Below are 19,880 nucleotides of genomic sequence, written 5' to 3' on the forward strand. Positions count from 1 at the left end.
ACCTTTCAGCAGTTCCGTACAATCATCGCTCATATTTTAATAAAAGCCCCCAACAGTACAGATTAAGGATTATTTCATGGAATCTGCCGGTTTTCTCCTTGTCATCGCTACTGGCATTGTTGTGATACTCTTATCGCTGGCACTGGATTTTCTCTGGGCCCGGTGTATGCCTGTCAGGTTTTTTTACTATTTCCTGCGTGCACCCGGCGTTGTAGTCCATGAATGCACTCATATCCTTGGTTGTCTGCTCACCGGTGCAAAAATCCGTAACGTGGTTCTTTTTTCCAAAGAGGGCGGATCTGTAACCCACAGCCCGCCGGTAATTCCGGTAATCGGCGATGTTGTTATCAGCACCGCACCGCTCTTCTGCATCCCGCTTGTCCTCTCGTTGTGCACATGGCTTTTTTCAACGTATTTCGGCTGTTCGTTTCCCAATCTTCCGCTTTCCATCGATTCGCCCGATACCGTGATACTCATGGGAGGGGGGATTCTGGGGATATTTACCCGGAACCTTGTAGTGCAGTTCAATGCATGGTTCCTTCTCTACCTTTACCTGGTCCTCAGCCTCATCCTTTCGGTGGCGCCGAGTATGCAGGATTTCAGGAATGCAGCGATTGGAATATGCATCCTTGCAGTCTCGGGCTTGCTTGTAATCTGGAGCCAGATCCCATGGGCTGTCAGTATTCTTTCAGAGATTGCAGGTATCATTGGAATGGGTTTTGCGCTCGGACTTGGCTTCGGGCTGATAGCACTGGTGCTTTCGTCTCCCCTTATCATTGTATGTCTCTACCGCAACGCTCCATGAACATCGAATGCATGAAAGATCGGTATTAATTGATCCGGAAGGCTACATTTCTGCACCCATGGTCCGTGAGTCTCCACAGGCAGAACCCGATGATGCACTGGCAGGTCCCCGCCTAACCCCGGTAATGCGACAGTACCGTGAGCTCAAGGAAAAATTTGCAGATACCGTCCTCCTGTTTCGTATCGGTGATTTTTATGAAACCTTTGAAGAAGATGCAAAGATCATTTCCCGGGAACTGGAGATCGTGCTCACATCCCGGTCAAAGATCGGTGACAATCCCATTCCGCTTGCCGGGGTACCCTATCACGCGATTGATGGTTATATTGCAAAGCTGATCAGCAAAGGTTACAAGGTAGCAATCTGCGATCAGGTCGAAGATCCCAAAACGGCAAAAGGGATCGTAAAGCGGGAGATTGTGCGGGTGATTACTCCCGGCACGGTAATCGATTCATCCATGCTATCCTCATCCGCAGCCACGTACCTGATGGCCATCTGTCCTGACGACCGGAAAAAATCGTGGGGGATTGCGCTTCTCGATATATCAACCGGAGAATTTTTTGTCACCACCATTGACCAGGACGACCATCACCAGAACCTCCTGTCAGAAATAGCCCGGTATCATCCGGCAGAATGCATCCTGCCATTCACAGTAACGGAGGATTTGAAAGACAGGATACAGGAGCGCGGGGTTCTGGTCTCGCGGGTGCCGGATGCACAATTTGATGAGGAACGGGCAAACCGTCTCTTAACATCCCACTTCCGCGTGAGTTCGCTGGCCGGGTATGGGTGTGACGGTGAACCGGCTGCGATAGGTGCTGCCGGCGCAGCGCTTGCCTATGCACAGGAGACCCAGTACTCCCCGCTCCCCCATATCTCCAGCATGTCACAGCGCACATCAGCCCAGAGCATGATGCTTGATGCCATCACCCTGCGCAATCTCGAAGTGATGGAGAGCATTCGCGGGGGATCAAAAGGCGCAACCCTCTTCTCCAGCGTAAATCTCACAAAAACCCCGATGGGCAGCCGGCTCTTAAGCCGTCATCTCACCCGCCCGCTCACCGACATTAACACGATCAATAACCGCCTCGATGCGGTCGAATATCTTGCAGGACATACCGCAGAACGGCTTTCCCTTCGTTCTCATCTCACCCGTGTCGCGGATATTGAACGGATTGCCGCCCGTATTGCATACGGCAATGCCGGGCCACGGGATCTCCTCGCCCTTGCAGATTCTCTCCGGACGCTGCCGGAGCTCAGGAAACCATTAGCGGAACACGCTGACAAAAACCCGCCCCGGTTGTTGCAGGAAGCGCTCGAACAGATCCGGGATCTTCCGGAGACCATTGATCTTATACAGAGAGCAATCGTTGACGAACCCCCGGTAATCGCCCGCAATGGCGGCGTGATCCGGCGTGGCTATTCCCCGGCGCTCGATGAGATCACTGTTGTCCTGCATTCCGGCAAGGACTGGATTGTTGAACTGCAGGCAAACGAACGGGAGCTGACGGGTATCAAATCATTGAAAATCGGGTACAACCGGATCTTTGGCTATTACATCGATATCACCAAGCCCAACCTGCACCTTGTTCCGGCGCATTATGAACGCAAACAGACCACGGCGACCGGTGAACGGTACACGCTTCCCGCACTCCGGGAGAAAGAGACCCTCATCACGAATGCCGATGAGCGGGTACTTGCGCTCGAACGGGAGCTCTATACCTCTCTTATAGAAACCCTGCAGAAACAGGTTGATGCCCTCCAGTCAATTGCCGCAGGTATCGCAACACTCGATGTTGCTGCAGCGCTGGCCGAAGTTGCCCAGACCCGGGACTATGTGCGCCCGCAGCTCAATGACGGTGACGCGATCATGATCCGTGACGGGCGTCACCCGGTGGTTGAGCAGGGCGTTGCGGGAGGATTTGTCCCCAATGATACCGAACTTTCGGGCAGCCAGACCCAGATCATGATCATCACCGGGGCCAACATGGCAGGCAAGTCCACATATATGCGCACGGTCGCCCTCTGCTGCATCATGGCACAGGCCGGGAGTTTTGTCCCCGCCCGCCACGCCGGCATCGGCATCCTTGACCGGGTTTTCACGCGGGTGGGGGCATTTGACGACCTCGCAAGCGGGCAGAGTACCTTTTTTGTCGAGATGCTCGAACTGGCAAATATCCTCAACAATTTCACTTCCAGAAGCCTGGTGATTCTCGATGAGATCGGCAGAGGAACGAGCACGGTGGACGGCTGCTCGATTGCAAAAGCGGTGCTGGAATTCCTGCACGGAAAGACAACGACCGGACCCAAGACGCTTTTTGCCACGCACTTCCACGAGCTGATCGCCATGGAAGAGCAGCTCAAACGGGTGAAAAATTATCATTTTGCCGTTAAGGAAACCAAAGAAGAAGTGGTCTTTTTACGAAAACTCATCCCCGGCGCTACGGACAAGAGTTATGGTATCCACGTTGCCCGGCTGGCAGGAATACCAAAAAAAGTAACCGAACGGGCAGAAGTGCTCCTGTCTGACAGCATGAACCGGGCCGTGCCTGCCGGCACCCGTCCCCAGCGCTATACGCAGATCCTCCTTGTCGATGACCGTGCGGAAAGTCCCATTCCTGCCGAACACCCCACACTCCGGGCACTTGCCCGGATCAACCCGGATGAGATGACGCCCATGCAGGCTCTCGCAAAGATTGCCGAACTGAAAAAGACGCTGGACCGGAATACCACGCCATGAGCAGCAAAGAGACCCCCCCGGTTATCCATGTCCTTGACCCGTCAACGGTTAACAAGATCGCGGCCGGAGAAGTAGTGGAGCGCCCGGCATCTGTGGTCAAGGAGCTGGTCGAGAATGCCATCGATGCCGGGGCCCGCACTATCCGCATAGATCTCTCTGCATCGGATGGCAGAATCAACTCCATACGTATCACTGATGACGGGTGTGGCATGTCACCTCAGGATGCTGCACTTGCATTTGTACCGCACGCGACCAGCAAGATCACCGATATCAAAGATCTCGATGTCATTCGGACCCTTGGTTTCCGTGGCGAAGCCCTCGCCAGTATTGCCGCAGTGTCCCGCGTGACGCTGGTCACCAAGCTCCACGGTTCGGGAACTGTTGCCGGCACAAGAATGGTAGTTGCTGGGGGTACGGTAACTGAAACGATAGGTATTGGAGCTCCGGAAGGTACCAGCATCCTTGTTGAAGATCTTTTTTTCAATACCCCGGCCCGGAAAAAATTCTTGAAAAGCGTCAACACGGAACTTGCTCATATCCACACGATCATGGAAGGAGTCTGTTTTTCCCATCCGGAAATATCATTCCGTCTCTTTTACAACAACCGTGAACAGATGGTGACCGATCGTTCAACGCGCCCTCTCGATACAATCGCCCGCTTGTTTGGTACGGACACGGCAGAGCACCTCATCCCGGTCGATGCATCGGTTCCTATTATGAAGTTGGCCGGACATATTTCGCGCCCGGCTCTGTCCCGAAAGGATGCTGCGCGGATGCTGGTATCCATCAACGGGCGCTTTATCTCCTCCTCCCTCATCAACGGGGCCGTCCGGGCCGGCTATGGCACCCTTCTTGCCAAAGACCGGTTCCCGGTTGCATTCCTCTCGTTGCAGATCGATATCGGGCTTGTGGATGTGAACGTCCACCCGACAAAAAAACTGGTGCGTATTTCCCGGGAAAAAGAGGTTACCGAAATAATAAAAAAAGCAATATCGGACGCCTTGCTCAGTCATGACCTGATCCCGGCAGTAGAATCCCCTGCTCAGTCACCGATATCTCTCCCGGATTACCCGGATAGTAAACCGGCCCGGCAATACATCCCGGCGGGTCCGGAACCCTCTGGCGTCTGTGAATCTACACATGCGGGAACCATTGACTCCGATGAACGTCTCCGCCAGACAGAGCTCGTGACCGGGCTCACCCCGGTACCGTCCCATCTCCCTGCAATGGAAGTCATCGGAGAGTTTGGCGGGATCTATATCCTCGCCCGCACCGTAACCGATGAACTGATGCTCATCGACCAGCACGCTGCCCATGAACGCATTCTCTATGAACAGGTGATCGCCCGTTCACGGTCCGGTCCCGTGTCCCAGGAACTCATCTCCCCGGTGATCATCCATTGCACTCCAAGAGAAGCATCCCTCCTGCGGGACCTTCTCCCGTCCCTGGCACAGGAGGGATTTGTGCTGGAAGAATTCGGCAAAACCTCCTTCCTTGTACGAGCGGTGCCGGTGGTACTCGGCAGGATGGAAGATACCGCAGTTATTGATGAGATCATCAGCGATCTGGTCGGCAGTAATGTTTCGCGTTCGGTGAACAACCGGGAAAAACTTACCCGGATTATCGCATGCCGTGGTGCGATCAAGGCTGGTACGGTATGTACCCATGAACAATGCCAACGCATCATCAATCAGCTGAGGCTTACGCAGAATCCATTTACCTGTCCGCATGGCAGGCCAACGATCATAAGGTTCAGCAGGGCAGATCTCGATGCGATGTTCAAGCGTACCTAGATCCTTTAACCCGTTCCATGTTCTAGTTTTTTTCTGAAACAATGTATAAATCGGGAACAATAATCGGTTTTGTCACGATCTGAATCATTATTATTCATGCCCGGAAACATCGTATGTTAAAAAATATCATCCGTTTTCCCTATGAGATCCATAAAACCTGTTCAACAGACAACCCCGGAAGAGGATGATTGCATATTTTCCCAGAAATTTGATACGGTTACGGGAATTTCAGAGTTCCAACTGATGGTACTTGACTATTACCACCAGCATGGCCGCACAATGGCGTGGCGCAATACCACTGATCCTTACAATATCCTGGTCTCTGAGATTATGCTCCAGCAGACGCAGGTGGAGCGTGTTATGATAAAATACCCGGAATTTCTCGCAGCCTTTCCTGATTTTGCTACGCTCGCACAAGCCCCGCTGGCAAATATCCTTGCAGTATGGCAGGGTATGGGATATAACCGGCGGGCGATATCCCTCCAGAAATGTGCACAACGGGTGATGAATGAATTCGGCGGAGTGATACCGGCAGATGCTGATACGCTTGCGACGTTTCCCGGCATTGGCAGGGCAACCGCTTCATCGATCTGCGCATTTGCTTTCAATATGCCGGTCGTATTCATTGAGACCAATATCCGCAGAGTGTTCATCCACTTCTTTTTTTCTGATGCTGCATCCGTGAGCGATGCGGAAATACTCCCGCTTGTTGAGAGGGCTGTATATCGTGATAATCCCCGGATATGGTACTGGGCACTGATGGACCTCGGTGCCTTGCTTAAAAAAATTGTTGCAAATCCAAACCGGAGGAGCGCCCATTACACAAAACAGTCCCCCTTTGAAGGATCGGACCGGAGGATCCGTGGCAGGATTATTGCATTACTCTTAGGAACCCCCCATCTTACAATGCATGAAATTGTGGCTGCATCCAGAGAGGATCCAGACCGGATTTTTCGGATTATCACGACACTGGAAAACGAGGGTTTCATCCGCTGCCTGCAAAACCGTTATTCCCTTGTTTCCTGACATATCCGAAAAAAGAAAACGTAAAAATGCCGCCAGACAACAATTGAAATAACCTGATTTCCTATACACGAGTAATTGAGGAGATGCCCTGATGCCGGATCTCAAATCCATTCCCGATGATGTCAAGTGGCGGCTTGCTGCAGAGTATGCTGCCCGGGTTCCTGCAATGTATGATGTTGCATTCCGAAAGATACTGGGAGAAAAATATGATGAGATCGAGCGGGAAATCTGGATCGAGCTCTCCTACAGGGCATTTTCAATCGTCCGGGATCTCGCGTTACCTGTCGGGAACGCACACGATCTGGCAGAGAGTATGCGTACGGTCATGGCCATATTGTTTGGCCCGGACTACAAGAGCGAAACCATCGATGTATCTGATGATGGTTCCGTGATTCTTATCAAACGCTGCCCGTTCTTTGATACCGGATATGAGCTCGGTGCAACCGGGGAGCATACCTTTCCCCGCTGTATGGCCCTCACGCTCACTACGGTCCCAGCCTTAAAGAAAGACTATTCCGCACGATATGTCCGGTCAATGTGTACGGGTGATCGCCAGTGCGAGATCAAAATCAGTTTAGACAAAAAACCGGAAACAACGGATAGCGGGAAAATAAAAAAGAGATAGTTTTACCGGTCAAGGCCTGAGTTGCAGTCAGATCCCGGATCATTTGAGATAATACCCGATAACCATGAAGATCAGGCCGATATAGAACATTATTGCAAACGGCAGGGAAAAGCCAAGGTTAATGGTGTCGAGGCGTTTTAAATCCTGCATGAGCATCATCGCTAAACCGATCACAAAGAACATGACGCTTAACTGCATTTTGGTTGCTTTATCCATAGATACACTCATTCCTTACTTCATTATCAAATCTGTCAGGAAAAAAGCTTGTTGTCCGGATGCAGTATTCCAGTGGAATACTACCGGAAAAAATTAAAAAAATTTCCAGCCAAAAGCATTTCTTATTTTTTTTATCGTGTGAGAAAAATCCGGATAATATTTTTCGAAAAAACGGTACATGCCCCCCTCCACAAACCAGAATTATCCCCCCACTCGAAAAACCAGACAAGCCTCAAAAAAACCCAAATTCTCCGACGTGAACTCGATAGTGGGCAACCAAGGGCATTTGCAGGCAGTTTTTCCTTAAAAACCCCCTGAACTATGTGTCAATAAAAGTGACCATCAGAAGCCCGCTAATTTAACAGGTTTTATTCGATTTAAAACGCTTATTTTTCGAAAATAAGCGATTTAATCGTTTTTTCTCCGTGATGTTGACACCCCTCCCCAAAAATCCGAAAACTGGATCAGGAAAATGGCAATCGGAGCCCGTATAAGGCTCAGAATAGTGTATCTTTTGTAACAGGCAAATTGCCCAATCTTATGTTTCTTTGATGTGCTCCGGACCCCCTGTTCATACAAATACTCCCGGAGTTTTCGATCGAACAGGTGTCTGTTTTCATATAATCGGAGCTCATATTGGAGAGATCCAGAAAACAAATCCCGCAAAATGCCCGGATTAGGGGTTTTTTCGATCGCCGTTAACTCCGTTTTCTTTTGGGGCAAAATTGCCAAAATTAAGGGGATCTGATTAATGTTTTTGCGGAAATTTTTCAAAAGTTCCTGGAATGACTACTGAAGTGGGAATAATGTCACAATTTATTTTAAAAATTTCCAACGACCAGCGAGTAGAGATCCGCTTTTGGTACGGGTGGCGCTGCGATTTCTCCTTTATCAACGCGCTCATCAGGATATCCTAAGTTCTCACAGACCGCTATCCGAAGCGGACGGCAGTCCAGAACCAACAAGCGACGATACAATTCTCCGACATCGAATTTCGGGTCGGCAAGGAGATAGACAATTTTTCCCCGCTGCACTTCCTCAAGCGTTTCCTGCATACCCTTTTCATGACCCCTGCCATGCGCAACAACTACCGCTATGCGGGAGAGGGGTATGTGCAGCCGGGCCGCGGCCACTTGAAGTGAAGATACACCCGGGGTTACGTCACCGGAAAGGTACCCGAGACCGGCAAGCATGGGATCACCGGTTGAAAGGATAACAGCATCTTCGGGCAGCGTATGAAGAGACTTGAAATCATCGATGGTCCTGACCACGCACCCCGGCTGGATATGCGGTCGTGCGATCCCGATTGCCCGGTCAGAGCCATAGATCGTCATTGCCGCTGCGATTCGGACCATCGCCTCTTCCGTGAGCATCCCGGGCCCACAGCCGACACCAACAATTTTCATAGACTCTCCCCGATTACCACACCATTCCGGTCTACGAGCATAACATGAACATTGGGTCGCTCTTTTTTAAAACCGGCAAGTGTTGTCCGCATTACGGGCAGGAATGCGGGAGAAGCGGCAAACTCTTCAACAGTTGAAAACCCGGTGCCTTCCAGTATCCCCGGATTGATATGGCGGAGAATCAGGGCCGGTAACCCGCAGAGAATAATCTCTCCCTGCGCTGCATCAAGGGCAGCGCCTATCTTGCCGCCAACAAGGATTACTTCCCGGTCCGGAAAGAGCAGCCGGGCATACCGGAGCCCGATACGCCCGGTTGTAATTACCGGGTTTTGGGCAGCAGATACCCGGCCACAGACTGATTCCTCAAGATGATCGTCCCACGGTTCGACCAGTCCCGTGGTACCGAGAATCGAGATCCCGCCTTCCACGCCTACGCGGGGGTTTAAGGTTTTTTTACCCACTTCTGCACCGTGAGGGACATGGAGTATCACCCTGATTCCGTAAAGCCCCAACTCTTCAACCGCTTCCTGTATCGATGCATGTATGCAGGCAAGAGGTGCCGGGCTGATTGCGGGATCTCCTTTCCGGTAACGGGGTGTGTCACGGGAAAACCTGCCGATACCATCACCCAGCAGGAAGTAGGTGCCTTCGGGAACGGGAAATGCTTCAGCCACAAAATTCAGGCCGGCAGTCAGGTCAGATGGATAATCCCCGGCATATTTTTTACACGATGATTTTCCTGCATAGGCATCCGCCGGTACTTTTACGGTAAGCCCGCAGGGAATGTGAATGGTGACGGAAGTGATTATCGCACCGGAAAGGGAGAGGACTGCCGCCTTGCATGCTGCAGCAGCGGTGGTGCCGGTGGTAAACCCGCGCCTGAGCACGGTTCCTGAAGATGTGAGGACTGCAAGGCCCTGCTCTGCGAGCAGGAGTTGTGCCGGGACGTTACACCGTTCCACCCATGCGCCAGGATATTCAAAACCGGTGACCGGATCTCTCATACCTTTGAGCCTTCGATAAAGATAGTGATGCACTCATTGATCGCAGCTACGGCAACCGGCGTACCGCCCCGGGTTCCTTCATTGGATATGGACGGGATATTGGTTGTCCGCAGGACTTCTTTGGACTCGGCTGCATTGACAAACCCGACCGGGGTCCCGATAATGGCTGCCGGGCGGATGCCCTCTTTGACAAAGTCACAGAGCATGAGCAGGGCTGACGGCGCATTGCCGATAACAACTATGGAACCAGGAAGGCGGTCTTTCAGGGCAATGAACCCCGCGGAACTTCGGGTAATGCCCCGTTCTTTCACAATATCCGCTCCATAATCGAGCGCACAGCAGACTTCGCTCGTATGCCCTTTCTTCTGGATACCTACCTGTACCATGCGGATATCAGTGATTATCGGCGCACCCGCCTCAAGAGCTTTGAGTGCAGCGGGGATGGGGTCGTTGCTGAACCGGAGAAGGTCCGCCATGGAAAAATCGCCAACCGCTATGGAGCACCGCTGGCGAATCCGGTCTTCCACGGTTGCGTTTCCCACCATCTTTCGGGCGAGCGCCCGGGATTTTTGCGAGATCGCATAGCCTTCCTTTGTATCGGCGCCCGGATCAATATACGTACTTGCGGTGGTATCCGCGTGGTGTGATGATTCCTTTGACATTGTTTCCCATCCTCCATATCCTGCTCTCGTTCCCGCCAATGAACACGGTCGTGTGCATGTCAACCTGGTCCATTACCTGCTCAATGTCTTTGAGCATAGTGACAATCTTCTCTTCATCTTTGTCCCGCAGGGCATTCTTTACGAGTGCCACGGGGGTCTCGGGCGGGAGATATTTCCGGGCGTGCTCTATTGCTACGGCAAAGTTGTACGGCCTGCCCCGGCTCCTCGGGTTGTAGAGGACGACCGGTATGCCGACCGAGAAGACCGCTTCGAGGCGCTGCTCGATCACTTCAAGCGGGGTTAACAGGTCTGAAAGGCTGATCACTGCAAAATCGCCGGAGAGCGGCGAACCGAGGGTCGATGCCCCGGCATTTGCTGCTGTAACTCCCGGTATGACTTCCACATCGATCTCGATGCCGCTATGCTCGAGTACTTCGAGCACGATACTGGCCATGCCGTATACACCAGCATCGCCGCCGGATACGATGGCAACAACATGGATTTTTGCAAGGTCAATGGCCTGCTGTGCCCGTTCCACCTCTTTTCCCATTGAGCTCCGGATCACATTCTTTCCGGCAAGCAGCGGTTCAAGCGGCTCGAGGTAGGAGGCATTGCCGATCACGTAATCAGCCCGGGCAATCGCCTTAAGTGCCCGGGCGGTCATGTATTCCCTCCTGCCAGGTCCGAGACCGACAATGGCAAGACTTCCCTTTTTTTCAGTGTGCGATGGCAACGGTAACTCTCCCGTAAACTTTCTTTCCCATGACCAGCGTTTTTCTCTTTGCAACGGCAAGCGCACAGGGTTCTGCAACTCCCAAAAGCCCGAGTCGGGTGGCTTTGGAGGGAGACGTTCCTGTCTGGGCGTTTATTGTTTCATCGTCAAGGAATATTAAATTGCCAGAAAGTGCCGTGATTGCATCGGTGAGCCCGATCTCGTTGAACTTTTTTACCGTGGTTGCATAGACCAGCACATCCTCTTTTGTGATGCCGGCAGATGAGAGCGCTTCCTGTATCGCGTCGATCACTTCTTCAGAATTGACCCCTTTCCGGCAACCCACGCCAAGGGTGTATTCACCTTTTTTTACCAGCAGGGAAACACCGGGACCGGCGATCACAATGCCGGGACTCTGCACTGCATGCACAGGGACGTCAGCATCCAGCATCGCTGCATTCACCTGCCGGGTGGAGTCGCGGTTTACAATATCGCATCCATACCGTTCTGCAATCGCTTCAACAGAATCCCGGCCCGTTGCTTCGGTGGCAGTCGTAATCACGGGCAGTATGCCCAGTGCGCCTAACTCCTTTGCGAGTGCATTTGCCCCATGATGGCCACCGAGCAGCGGGATTGCATGCCGGAGATCCGGGCTGATGACCACAATGGCCGGATCCGTCCATTTGTCCGAGAGTAACGGGGCGATCTTCCGCACTACAATACCCATCGACATCAGGGCAACGATCCTGCGGGCACTGGAAAAATGTTTGGAAAAGATATCCGGAGTATATTCATGACATGGGGCATGTAAGAACCCAGCAATCCGTTCTGCTTCCGGCATGAAACGGGCAAGTGCAATGACAACAGTCTCGGTCATGAATAGAGATGCGATCGCTGGTAACCGGATTCCGTACCTTTGACCGCTTTACCCACAATGAGCAACGCGGTTTTTGTGATGCCGGCAGCCTGCGCCTTTTGTGCAATATCAGCAACGGTGCCGGAGATGACCTGCTGGTCGGGCCACGAGGCATGGAAGATCACTGCAGCCGGTGTATCTTTCGGGCATGCAAGTTTTTCGGTGATATCAAAAAAATGCTCGCTGCCGAGGAAGAAGGCCATGGTAGCCGGGTACTGCGAGAGTTCTGCGATGTAGTCTTTCTCAAGTGTTTTTCCGGCCGGGCGGGTGATGATCAGGGTTTCTGAAACCCCCCGTGGCGTGAACTCGGTCGTGAGTGCAGCTGCTGCGGCAAAAACCGAAGATACTCCCGGCACGATCCGGACCGTAATGCCCTTTTTCCGGAGCTCAGCGATCTGTTCAACGATCGAGCCGTACAGTGCCGGATCACCGGAGTGGAGCCGGACAACCGTCTTTCCCTTTTGCACGCGATCGGCCATGAGAGCGATCATATCGTCAAGATGCATGCCCCAGCTGTCCACTTTCTCCTTAGCGGAACTTGAAGCAACCAGAACGGGGTTGACCAGCGAGCCCGCGTAGAGCAGCACGTCTGCCCGGTCGAGCAGGGCTTTTCCTTTGACCGTGATCAGCTCGGGATCGCCAGGACCGGCCCCGACAAACCAGATGAGTTTATCAGGATTATTTCCGGGCATACATCACGCTCATGTAATCGCTCTTTTCCGGGAGCATATCGTCCCGGTAGATTTTCATGTCCCCAAAGAACATCCGCTCGACAAGGACAAACTGCCGGTAACCCTCGGCACGGAGTTGGCCGGCCCGCTCTTTTGGCTTGCGCACTTTTAAGAGGATTTTTGAGTCCGAAACCGTCCCATCCGAAACCGTGAATCCTTCATTGATGGAAACGCCGGCTGCAGCAGCAAACGCGGTGATGGAACTGATGCCGGGTTCCGTCCGGTACCCGATGCCGGGATGCGTTTCGTCAATGACATCGCAGAGCCGGGAGAACGTGGAAAAGAAATTCGGGTCGCCAAGGATGCCAAAAACTGCAAGACCATCTTTTGCAACGGGTGCGATTTTCTTTGCATTCTCTTTGAGACACTCGCGGATTTTTGCTTCGTCATCAGTCATCGGGAAATCGAGCATGACCGGTTCGCGGTACGGGGCAACGAGATCATGGGCGATCCTTCCCGGGACAAAAACGGTATCCGCTTCTTTGAGGAGCCGGACCGCCCGTAGCGTGAGAAGTTCCGGGTTCCCGGGTCCTAGGCCAAGACCTATGAGCATGCTGCTCCTCTTCCGACAATAATAAAGACGGGATCTATTGGCCGGAACATGATACTGTCAGCAATATCGTACGATCGCGAGACCTGCACCTGCACAACTTCGGTAAATATCCCGAGTTCTTTTAACATTGTCACCGCCCGTTCGAGTGTGCTCACCATGACTGCGTTGATCACAATCGTCCGCTTCACGTTCTTTGCCAGAATAGGAAGGATCTCTGCCAGATGTTTTGTGCCGCCAAGGAATGCACAGTCAAATATCTGATCGTTTTTGAGAAAATCCGCAGCTTCCGTGCAGAAAAATTCGATATTATGCACTCCGGCAGTCCGTGCGGTTTCTGTTGCAAGCGATACTGCTTCTTTCCGCTTGTCGAGCGAGTATACATTTTTTGCAACTTTTGCCATCGCAACCGAGACCTTGCCGGTACCACAACCGATCTCAATGACGGTATCAGTCTTGTGCAGTCCCAGTTTGAAAAGGGAGACTGCCATGATCTCGTCCTGCGTTGGGCCGCCGGCAAGTTTTGTCCCGTTCATCTGCACAAGTTTGGTTGCGTTAAGGTATTAAGGCTTGTTTTGACGACAGAGAGATAAGTTACCAGAAATATATAAATTATCTATTGTCGACCTTTAGAGGAACTACATTCCCTATCCACAAAATCCCCGTTCTTTTTCCTTTTCCCTGGTATCTATTGATCGACCAAGAGATCGGCCAACCAATAGGGTCTAATAACGCACTTTTCCGGGCACGATAACCCTCTCAATCAGCCAATCTGGGGAAGAGTTGAAGGATTCAAAAAAGATATAGCTCCGTTTTACACGAATTCCGCATTTTTTTAAGCCCTCGACCACATTGCGGCAAGGAGGTCTCTGACGGAGAAGTAAGGTTGGGAGAGTGCAGGTCTTCAATGATCTCAAACCCGGGCAGATCGCCAATATTTACGACGGTTGCCGACGAGATGATTCTCCCTTACGACCCCTAAAAACAGGCCTTCTTTTCATTTTCCACCTACTTCAGCCCATCCGCCAAACGATCGACCATCCCAATAGGGTCTATTAGCGCACTTTTTTAGAGCCCGCTTTATGCCTAATCCAGTCAAACTAGAGCAAAATGCGTTTTTTAAAAAATTTTGGCACTTAACTTCCGCAAATTTGGCACTAAATTGAGGCCTGGACCCCCACTTAAGGTGGGGGTCTCCGACGGATGTCGGTGTCGGGTAATAGTACAGGTCCTCCAGGTCGCGATCCGGAATTGCTCCCGGATAATTTTAATTTTTTTAAGTTCATGATTTTTTTTCAAAAAACGCGTGAAGCCAAAAAGCTTTACACCCAAACAATAAAAATAGTTATAATCCCTATGCAATTTACGGTCATGTTTTGGATCATCAGCAGTCCTCAAATATTTTCGTGACCGGATCTTGAAACCGTTTTAAATTTTTAAAAAAATATCAAAAAATTCTCACACACATTTTTAAAATAATTTTTTCACACTAAAAAAATCCCAAACACATTTCTCCTTCTCCGGTGAATGTTCTGTTAAGGAATATTATGAAATCCGAGATCATAGGCAACAACCTGCAGATGGCAAAGATCGACCTGCTGCCGGGCGAAGGAATCTTTGCCGAGGCAGGATCGATGGTGAACATGAGCGGCACGATGGTCATGGAGAGCCAGCTCAAAGGCGGGATCATCTCCGGGCTGAAACGAGCCGTTATAGGTGAGAGTGTCTTCCTCACAAAGTTCACGTGCCAGAATGCAGCGGGATTTGTATCGTTTGCCGGTACCATGCCGGGAAAAATTTTCACCGTCAATGTCGCACCCGGCAAGGAATTTATCGCACAGAAAAGTTCATTCCTCTGCTGCGAGGAGTCGGTCGAACTGGACATCGCGTTCACGGAAGAAATTCGTGCCGGTCTTTTTGGGGGTGAAGGATTCATCCTCCAGCGCATGAACGGTAACGGTACCGCTTTCCTGCACTGCTGCGGGGATATTATCGAAATGACGTTAAGACCCGACGAGGTTATCAAAGTTCAGACGGGGCTCGTTGTCGGTTTTGAAGACACGGTTAAATATGATATCGCCCTTGCCGGTGGTATTACTACCGCACTATTCGGAGGCGAAGGTCTCTTTGTCACGACCCTCACTGGCCCGGGCAGGGTCGTGCTCCAGTCCATGGATATTGCAAAGATTGCTGCTTCAATCATCCCGTTCCTGCCCAAGCCGGAAATAAAAGTAAAGCCGGTATAATTTTTCGGCATTTTTTGTTTTACAACCGGATCAATAACCGCAGCTTATTTTTTCCAGCCGAGTCGTTCCATCAGGGCACTGGTCTCATCCTGTGCCTTGCATCCTATACTGCGGGGCTGCACAACAAGCGTGATCGCATCTTTTAAAGGAATGCTCTTTCCCTTTTCCTTGCAAAGGATATATTCTCCATTAAAGCGCCTGAGAGCTTTTTCAAAGGCATCAAGAATTTTTTTCCGGTTTTTAAGATCGCTTTTTTTTAATCCCATCAGGTGCTCGAATATCGAGACATCAATGAGCGTGCTTGCCATCCACCCGATCTCGCAGGTGTACCCGAAGATCCACGCAATATGTGAATTTTTTGTCGTTGAAATGAAATCATCGATATTGTTACCCACACTGCACGAGCCAATGAGCACACCTTCGATATTGGAATAATTTGCGGCATTTCTGACGGCCTTGAACATCGCAGGGAGTTTCATGCCTGTCTTGGCTTTTAATCCCCCAATCCGTTTGCCGGTCCCATGCGCTGCAACATACAGGAAAAGCCGGTCCTCGCGGGTATTGGTCAGGTCATCTTCAAGTGCATGGCGGAACCCGGTCTTCTCATAAAAATTCGCATAATAGATATTGAAATCACCCTGGATACTTTCCAGCCCCTCTAAAAAAAGCAGAACCGAGGGGCGTTTGGGTTTCTGCTCCGGAGTCCACCAGAGCCCTTCAATGACCAGCAGTGCTGAGCTTGACATGGTTTCACCAGTAACAAGTCTGTTAAACTATCAAAAGCACGCTGGCAGGATAAATATTTTGCAGGATTATCCTGACACCAATGCATTTATCCCAAAAAAAGAGAACTTTTTTTATCATATTATTCATCGTATTAATTTTGGAGAAATTATCGGCAAATACATCATTCCCGGGGAAAATCACGTGACAGAAAAAGACATTCCTCCTGAAGGTTCATCCACCTGCCTTAATCCGGAACCGGTATGCGATACACCAACTTCAGATTTTTCCGGAAGTGTAACCTTGGAACGACTCATCGATGAGACGGATGAGATGAGCCACCTGAACCAGCTCGTCCTGCTTCATGTGGATAGAAACGGGGGATTTACTACTCATGAGGCGTATTTTTCCCTGGTGCAACCGATCTTGACTCTGCTCGAAAGAGAAATTCGGATAAAGTACTGGCCTGGCATGACAAAAAAGGATATGAAACTCGTGGTGCAGGACTGGATAGACTGCGAAATTGCAGCACTGCAAAAAAGATAATGCAATGTATTTGCCGTCCGGTACCGCAAATATAAAAAATCCTTCTTTCAGAATAATGAAGAAAATTTCCGATTCGGTTAAAAACCAATTATTGTATCTCCAGATCTTTTCAGTCCAGAGAGAAATTAAAAAATCAGATGAGATGGGTAATCCAGGTCCACATATTCTGGATACCGGTGGATATTACCACACCTGGATCGATCCCGAGCACGGGAAAGACAAAGATGAAGTACAGCACCGTGCCCAGCAGGCTGCCCAGGTTGGTCAGGGCCGCAACCAGAACCACTTTGAAGAGGGGGATTCTTGCCATCTCAGTAAGGGATTGGGCATCATAGATCTTCCGGAAATCCGACATAGGGGGTTTCCTGACTTTGGCTTCAACAAATGCGGCGATCCAGCCGGAATGAAGCATGGGGTTGAGCGAAGTCATCCATGCCACGGCAAAACTGGTTAGGGCTGAATACGGATGTCCGCCAGCTGCGAGAGTACCGATTGCCGCAAGCACGCCATGAATGATCACCCAGAAGAGGAAGGCATAGAGCAGTACTCCCCACCCGACGCCGGAAAATGCAATTGCGGCGAGCAGGAATGCAAATAGTGCAGTGACCGTAAAACCGAAGATTTTTGCCCACGGGAAGGATTTAGGTTCCCGTGTAAGTGAATCGAACGGGGGCAGACTCGCCGGGTTTATGATATAATTTTCAATTCCCTGCCGGTGCCCGGCACCCACAACCGCGAGGATACGTCCTTCGGGGCGCTGCACTTTTAACAGGACCAGCTGGTGAGCGATATATGCGTCACGCTCATCGATCAGTGCACGGGCCCCGTTGGGAGAGAATTTACGGAATTCCACCATAACCATATCGATGACATCCTGCTGCTTGAGCGATTCGATATCAATCTCCTGTCCGTTGTCAATTTCCGCAATGGAGATGACCAGTGCCCAGATCATCTTTAATTTCTCTAAAAAACCCATTGCATTCCAGAAGCGAAGGAGTGTAAGGCGTATATCCCGGTCTACCAGTGCAATGGCAATGCCGCATCGTTCTGCCTCTTCGATCGCCGCTTTCATCTCGGCTCCGGGCTCAACCCCGACATCAAAACCGATCTTGCGCTGGAGATATGCCATCAGCCACTGGACCAGAAGAGTATTGAAATTTTTTACTTCAAGGACATCATTTACCGAAGGATCCCGGCCCTGCTTTTTTAAGGCAGCATAGCGCGACTGGTCAAGTTCAATTGCAACGACATCCGGTTTATATTCCTCAATCGCCACCCGCACTTCATCGACGCTTTGCTGTGATACATGCGCTGTTCCGATTATTTTTATTTCGGCCATTAACCACCGTGTTGTCACCAGTATTGGCGTTGGGGGGTGATTAAGAATAGCGATGAGATGATTATAATTTTGAAAATTCAATAGGGGGTCATCCACGATTTTTGCTGGAATATGTTCTGTTTATTTATTACGCGCAGATTTTTTAAAAGCACAATATTTGCTACTGGCTACCGATTCGTCATGTTTTCACTGGGAAAAAAGATTATCAAACAGGGAATTCTGACATTGATAAAAAAGGTACCTTGCCATCCGCATTAATTTGGGGGTAGACGGTCCTGATCCTGAGACGTGTGGCTTATATCGATCTCGATCTCCCGGGCAATACCCATGATAATAATGATTACCGGTACAATCTCAAGTCGTCCTAACCACATCAGCAGGATAAATATCCATTTTATCGAGACCGGGCTTGCAGCACTGATAAAACCTACGGTAAGTCCCACATTGCTCAATGCTGAGACAATCTCAAAAACAACCTCTTCTAACCGGAACGAGGTAATGTACAGATGCAGAGTCATGATTGTTGCAATAAAAATCGTTATGACATACAACACTACAACCAGCAGATTCTTTGAGATGGCCAGTTCGGAGATCTCCTTTGACAGGGTATGCCCCCCGGATTTTAAGGGAACCAGCACGCGGCTGCTGACAAAGAACCTGCGGAACCACCATTTTACCCCGTCAAAGACCAGCATCACACGGTTTACTTTCACTCCGCCGGCAGAGCTGCCCATAGCTCCACCAATAAACATCAGCATGGCAACGACCGCAATCGGGATTGCCGCCCAGTAGTGTGGGTTTGAATTCTGGAGACCGCAGGTACACAGGCCGGAGACTGCAGTAAAGACACCCTGGCGGAATGCTGTAGTGATCGGCAGGTTTCCAAAGATAAACAGATCCAGTGACGTGATGACTGATCCCACCAGCGCGATGAGCAGCAGAATTCTCACCGTTGGATCCCGCATCATGTTCAATACCTTGCCATGGTACAGGAAAAAAAAGACCTTAAACGGGATTGCTCCGGCAAGCATCACGGGAATAAGCAGGACTTCAAGAAGCGGGTTATTGTAATAGGTCAGGCTCCCCGCATGAAGGGTAAATCCGCCCGTAGCTATTGCTACCATGACAATATTGAGCGAGTCCCAGAGCGGTATTCCCGAGAGCATGATAAGGCCGGTGAATGCAAATGTAAGGACGAGGTAGATCATCCACATGCGGCGACTGGTTGAGACTGAGGCGGGAACCAGTTCCTCTTCCCGGCCTTCGGCGCGATAAAGCCGGAATAGCGATGTACGCGTCTTGCGGCGCAATGAAATCCCAAATACAATGATCCCAATACCGCCGATCCATTGCGTAAATGAGCGCCAGAAGAGAAGTGTTTTGGGAGTTGTATCGAGAGATGTGATCATGGTAAACCCGGTACCTGTCCAACCGGACATTGCCTCAAAAATACTATCCACATAACTCATGTGTAGCCCAAACACAAACGGAAGTGCGCCGATAAGTGCGATGGCAAGCCACGAAAGTGCGACAGCGGCAATCGTGATGGAAGAAGAAGGTTCGAGATCCTGGTGAGGGATGTGAGATATTACATACCCCAGCAGGATAAAAACGAGCGGAGCGGTTGCCATCGGCAGGATAAGGTCCCACTCGCGAAAAACAACGAGCACCAGAAACGGCAGGAGTGATACGACACCAAGGAACTCAAAGATCAGCCCCATGTCGTGCGCGATCATGGCGATATGCTCGATGCGCTTCATCTGATAACCAAGGTGATTGGGCGGTTATTAGTGTTATGGGTATCGCTTTCTGATGTGAAGCAATAAAAAAATTGGACGAACCT

At 50.8% G+C, this 19,880-nt stretch carries 19 protein-coding genes; 7 read left to right on the forward strand and 12 right to left on the reverse strand.

Annotation, left to right across the window (positions count from 1 at the left end):
- Nucleotides 1-76 precede the first annotated feature (76 nt).
- From WC593_00990 to WC593_01010, 5 genes are all read left to right on the forward strand, one after another.
- A complete protein-coding gene (locus WC593_00990) occupies nucleotides 77-805 on the forward strand; it encodes a hypothetical protein (protein ID MFA4823711.1) in 729 nt (242 codons plus the stop codon).
- A gap of 58 nt (nucleotides 806-863) precedes the next feature.
- Nucleotides 864-3,542 (forward strand): DNA mismatch repair protein MutS, encoded by a 2,679-nt coding sequence (gene mutS / locus WC593_00995; GenBank protein ID MFA4823712.1) that lies wholly within the window; start codon nucleotides 864-866, stop codon nucleotides 3,540-3,542.
- On the forward strand, nucleotides 3,539-5,335 hold the full coding sequence (gene mutL, locus WC593_01000; protein ID MFA4823713.1) for a DNA mismatch repair endonuclease MutL: 1,797 nt from the start codon (nucleotides 3,539-3,541) through the stop codon (nucleotides 5,333-5,335). The genes mutS and mutL overlap by 4 nt, the downstream gene beginning before the upstream one ends.
- Nucleotides 5,336-5,476: 141 nt before the next feature.
- On the forward strand, nucleotides 5,477-6,361 hold the full coding sequence (locus WC593_01005) for an A/G-specific adenine glycosylase (GenBank protein ID MFA4823714.1): 885 nt from the start codon (nucleotides 5,477-5,479) through the stop codon (nucleotides 6,359-6,361).
- Nucleotides 6,362-6,452: 91 nt separating this feature from the next.
- Nucleotides 6,453-6,986, forward strand: coding sequence for a hypothetical protein (locus WC593_01010; protein ID MFA4823715.1), 534 nt, complete (start codon nucleotides 6,453-6,455; stop codon nucleotides 6,984-6,986).
- A gap of 39 nt (nucleotides 6,987-7,025) precedes the next feature.
- Here WC593_01010 and WC593_01015 read toward each other — a convergent pair whose 3' ends face one another.
- The 9 genes from WC593_01015 to WC593_01055 form a co-directional block, all read right to left on the reverse strand.
- Nucleotides 7,026-7,202 (reverse strand): hypothetical protein, encoded by a 177-nt coding sequence (locus WC593_01015; GenBank protein MFA4823716.1) that lies wholly within the window; start codon nucleotides 7,200-7,202, stop codon nucleotides 7,026-7,028.
- 821 nt (nucleotides 7,203-8,023) lie between these two features.
- The gene (locus tag WC593_01020) at nucleotides 8,024-8,608 is read right to left on the reverse strand and encodes a cobalt-precorrin-7 (C(5))-methyltransferase (GenBank protein MFA4823717.1); all 585 of its coding nucleotides are present in this window, start codon (nucleotides 8,606-8,608) and stop codon (nucleotides 8,024-8,026) included.
- A complete protein-coding gene (locus WC593_01025; GenBank protein MFA4823718.1) occupies nucleotides 8,605-9,612 on the reverse strand; it encodes a cobalt-precorrin-5B (C(1))-methyltransferase in 1,008 nt (335 codons plus the stop codon). The genes WC593_01020 and WC593_01025 overlap by 4 nt, the downstream gene beginning before the upstream one ends.
- Complete coding sequence (locus tag WC593_01030) at nucleotides 9,609-10,274, reverse strand: precorrin-8X methylmutase (protein ID MFA4823719.1); 666 nt, start codon at nucleotides 10,272-10,274, stop codon at nucleotides 9,609-9,611. The genes WC593_01025 and WC593_01030 overlap by 4 nt, the downstream gene beginning before the upstream one ends.
- Nucleotides 10,222-11,007, reverse strand: coding sequence for a precorrin-3B C(17)-methyltransferase (cobJ, locus tag WC593_01035; protein ID MFA4823720.1), 786 nt, complete (start codon nucleotides 11,005-11,007; stop codon nucleotides 10,222-10,224). The genes WC593_01030 and cobJ overlap by 53 nt, the downstream gene beginning before the upstream one ends.
- On the reverse strand, nucleotides 10,991-11,863 hold the full coding sequence (gene cbiG, locus WC593_01040; protein ID MFA4823721.1) for a cobalt-precorrin 5A hydrolase: 873 nt from the start codon (nucleotides 11,861-11,863) through the stop codon (nucleotides 10,991-10,993). The genes cobJ and cbiG overlap by 17 nt, the downstream gene beginning before the upstream one ends.
- Nucleotides 11,860-12,594 (reverse strand): cobalt-precorrin-4/precorrin-4 C(11)-methyltransferase, encoded by a 735-nt coding sequence (locus WC593_01045; GenBank protein ID MFA4823722.1) that lies wholly within the window; start codon nucleotides 12,592-12,594, stop codon nucleotides 11,860-11,862. Before WC593_01045 ends, cbiG begins: the two co-directional genes overlap by 4 nt.
- Nucleotides 12,581-13,186 (reverse strand): cobalt-factor II C(20)-methyltransferase, encoded by a 606-nt coding sequence (locus WC593_01050; GenBank protein ID MFA4823723.1) that lies wholly within the window; start codon nucleotides 13,184-13,186, stop codon nucleotides 12,581-12,583. The genes WC593_01045 and WC593_01050 overlap by 14 nt, the downstream gene beginning before the upstream one ends.
- Entirely contained in the window at nucleotides 13,177-13,719 is a 543-nt protein-coding gene (locus WC593_01055) for a methyltransferase domain-containing protein (GenBank protein MFA4823724.1), read from the reverse strand. The genes WC593_01050 and WC593_01055 overlap by 10 nt, the downstream gene beginning before the upstream one ends.
- A gap of 1,011 nt (nucleotides 13,720-14,730) precedes the next feature.
- Between WC593_01055 and WC593_01060 the strand changes: the two genes are divergently transcribed.
- Nucleotides 14,731-15,429 carry a TIGR00266 family protein gene (locus WC593_01060; GenBank protein ID MFA4823725.1) on the forward strand — a complete coding sequence of 233 codons (699 nt, stop codon included), beginning with the start codon at nucleotides 14,731-14,733 and terminating at the stop codon, nucleotides 15,427-15,429.
- 44 nt (nucleotides 15,430-15,473) lie between these two features.
- Here the strand turns inward: WC593_01060 and WC593_01065 are convergent, their stop codons facing one another.
- A complete protein-coding gene (locus WC593_01065; GenBank protein MFA4823726.1) occupies nucleotides 15,474-16,175 on the reverse strand; it encodes a hypothetical protein in 702 nt (233 codons plus the stop codon).
- Here WC593_01065 and WC593_01070 point away from each other — a divergent pair.
- The gene (locus tag WC593_01070) at nucleotides 16,150-16,698 is read left to right on the forward strand and encodes a hypothetical protein (protein MFA4823727.1); all 549 of its coding nucleotides are present in this window, start codon (nucleotides 16,150-16,152) and stop codon (nucleotides 16,696-16,698) included. The genes WC593_01065 and WC593_01070 overlap by 26 nt on opposite strands.
- Nucleotides 16,699-16,831: 133 nt before the next feature.
- Here the strand turns inward: WC593_01070 and WC593_01075 are convergent, their stop codons facing one another.
- Together WC593_01075 and WC593_01080 are read right to left on the reverse strand one after the other, a co-directional pair.
- Nucleotides 16,832-18,037, reverse strand: a complete 1,206-nt coding sequence (locus tag WC593_01075) for a TraB/GumN family protein (GenBank protein ID MFA4823728.1) — start codon at nucleotides 18,035-18,037, stop codon at nucleotides 16,832-16,834.
- A 254-nt stretch (nucleotides 18,038-18,291) separates the two neighbouring features.
- Nucleotides 18,292-19,797: a potassium transporter TrkG gene (locus WC593_01080; GenBank protein MFA4823729.1), complete on the reverse strand. Its 1,506-nt coding sequence runs from the start codon at nucleotides 19,795-19,797 to the stop codon at nucleotides 18,292-18,294.
- Nucleotides 19,798-19,880: the final 83 nt, after the last annotated feature.

The sequence above is a fragment of the Methanoregula sp. genome, from assembly GCA_041645435.1.
In the GTDB taxonomy this organism is placed as follows: Archaea; Halobacteriota; Methanomicrobia; order Methanomicrobiales; family Methanospirillaceae; genus Methanoregula.

Excerpts from the sequence above, each read along its gene's own strand:
- WC593_00990 (MFA4823711.1), top strand. The coding sequence starts at position 77 with ATGGAATCTGCCGGTTTTCTCCTTGTCATCGCTACTGGCATTGTTGTG.
- mutS (MFA4823712.1), top strand. The coding sequence starts at position 864 with ATGGTCCGTGAGTCTCCACAGGCAGAACCCGATGATGCACTGGCAGGT.
- mutL (MFA4823713.1), top strand. The coding sequence starts at position 3,539 with ATGAGCAGCAAAGAGACCCCCCCGGTTATCCATGTCCTTGACCCGTCA.
- WC593_01005 (MFA4823714.1), top strand. The coding sequence starts at position 5,477 with ATGAGATCCATAAAACCTGTTCAACAGACAACCCCGGAAGAGGATGAT.
- WC593_01010 (MFA4823715.1), top strand. The coding sequence starts at position 6,453 with ATGCCGGATCTCAAATCCATTCCCGATGATGTCAAGTGGCGGCTTGCT.
- WC593_01015 (MFA4823716.1), bottom strand. The coding sequence starts at position 7,202 with ATGGATAAAGCAACCAAAATGCAGTTAAGCGTCATGTTCTTTGTGATC.
- WC593_01020 (MFA4823717.1), bottom strand. The coding sequence starts at position 8,608 with ATGAAAATTGTTGGTGTCGGCTGTGGGCCCGGGATGCTCACGGAAGAG.
- WC593_01025 (MFA4823718.1), bottom strand. The coding sequence starts at position 9,612 with ATGAGAGATCCGGTCACCGGTTTTGAATATCCTGGCGCATGGGTGGAA.
- WC593_01030 (MFA4823719.1), bottom strand. The coding sequence starts at position 10,274 with ATGTCAAAGGAATCATCACACCACGCGGATACCACCGCAAGTACGTAT.
- cbiG (MFA4823721.1), bottom strand. The coding sequence starts at position 11,863 with ATGACCGAGACTGTTGTCATTGCACTTGCCCGTTTCATGCCGGAAGCA.
- WC593_01045 (MFA4823722.1), bottom strand. The coding sequence starts at position 12,594 with ATGCCCGGAAATAATCCTGATAAACTCATCTGGTTTGTCGGGGCCGGT.
- WC593_01050 (MFA4823723.1), bottom strand. The coding sequence starts at position 13,186 with ATGCTCATAGGTCTTGGCCTAGGACCCGGGAACCCGGAACTTCTCACG.
- WC593_01055 (MFA4823724.1), bottom strand. The coding sequence starts at position 13,719 with ATGAACGGGACAAAACTTGCCGGCGGCCCAACGCAGGACGAGATCATG.
- WC593_01060 (MFA4823725.1), top strand. The coding sequence starts at position 14,731 with ATGAAATCCGAGATCATAGGCAACAACCTGCAGATGGCAAAGATCGAC.
- WC593_01070 (MFA4823727.1), top strand. The coding sequence starts at position 16,150 with ATGACCAGCAGTGCTGAGCTTGACATGGTTTCACCAGTAACAAGTCTG.
- WC593_01065 (MFA4823726.1), bottom strand. The coding sequence starts at position 16,175 with ATGTCAAGCTCAGCACTGCTGGTCATTGAAGGGCTCTGGTGGACTCCG.
- WC593_01075 (MFA4823728.1), bottom strand. The coding sequence starts at position 18,037 with ATGGCCGAAATAAAAATAATCGGAACAGCGCATGTATCACAGCAAAGC.
- WC593_01080 (MFA4823729.1), bottom strand. The coding sequence starts at position 19,797 with ATGAAGCGCATCGAGCATATCGCCATGATCGCGCACGACATGGGGCTG.